The following is a 1,416-nucleotide window of genomic DNA, read 5'->3' on the forward strand; positions in this document are numbered from 1 at the left end:
TCAAGATTCATTAATTAACGATTTTATTGATAGTTTAAATATTGCTAAAAACTATATTTTTGGACGACCACAGGTCTATTCTTCTCCTGCATTATTAAAATTGATCTTATTTGCTTACTCTCGCGGTGTTTATTCATGTCGTAAAATTGAAACTTTTGCACGAGAAAATAAATATGCAGAATGGCTAGTTCAAGCTGATTGTCCATCTTATCGTACAATTGCTCGCTTCATTACTTCTAAAGAAATCGATGATATTTTTCAAAATTTCTCAGCCAATTTAATTTCGATTCTTCGTCAACATAACTTAATTGACGAGGCAGTTTACATTGATGGAACTAAGATTCATGCCAACGCAAACAAGTATTCTTTTGTTTGGCGAAAAAATACCATTCGGTATTCTGAATTAAACGCCAAGAAAGCAGAAAAATTGATTTCTGAAATTAACGAAGCAGTTAATCTTGGAATTGAAAATTATGATGATTGGGAATTGATCCTTGCACGCCTTGAGAATCGAATTGACGAGTTAAATCGTAAAATCGAGGAGAATCCAAAATTATCTCCTAATCCCGATAAACAAAAAAGAAGAAAATTAAAATCGAAACATCGGAAACTTAAACAGTGTATTGATAAAGAATTAGAATATCAAAAACAACTTGAAACCTATGGTTCACGTAATAGTTATTCTAAGACTGATACTGATGCGACATTTATGCGACTTAAGGAAGATCCAATGAAAAATGGACAAACGAAACCGGCCTATAACCTTCAAATCGCTACTAATAATCAATTTGTTTTAGGATATTATCTTGCACAAAATCCTACTGATACTCGAACCCTAATTCCATTTCTAAATATTTTGAATAATCAAAACGTGTTGTCCCAAAACATTATCGCTGATGCCGGTTATGGTTCTGAAACCAATTATCGTTTTATTGAAGATCATTTTCCTAATTGTAATGCATTTATTCCATATTCAACGATGCTAAAGGAAGAAAGTCATAAGTGGAAAGTGGATGACCGTAAGGTTATGAATTGGGAGTATAACGAAAAAGATGATTATTTTGTTAACTGTAATGGAGTAAGATTTAATTTCTTGAGATATTCCGTAAGACATGACAGTTATGGATTTGAACGAAAATTTAAAGTTTATGCTGCTGAAAAATATGATGAAAATCATCAAGTAATCCCGGATTCACTTACACCTAAAGGACACGTTAAAAAAATCTATATTAATCCTGAATGGGAATACTTTAAAAATAAAGCTAAGGATAAGCTTTCATCTTCTGAAGGAAAGGCTCTTTATTATCAAAGAAAATTTGATGTTGAGCCTGTCTTTGGAACGTTGAAGGCTAGTTTGCGTTTCACACGATTTACCGTAAGAGGATTGCCGAAGGTAAATCGGCAAATGGCATTGGT

General features: G+C 32.6%; 1 protein-coding gene. It reads left to right on the top strand.

Annotation, left to right across the window (positions count from 1 at the left end):
* A partial coding sequence (locus A3O17_RS05920; RefSeq protein ID WP_064572389.1) for an IS1182 family transposase occupies positions 1 to 1,416 on the top strand: 1,416 nt, incomplete at both ends.

The sequence above is a fragment of the Ligilactobacillus aviarius genome (genome assembly GCF_001654615.1).
Taxonomy (GTDB): domain Bacteria; phylum Bacillota; class Bacilli; order Lactobacillales; family Lactobacillaceae; genus Ligilactobacillus; species Ligilactobacillus aviarius_B.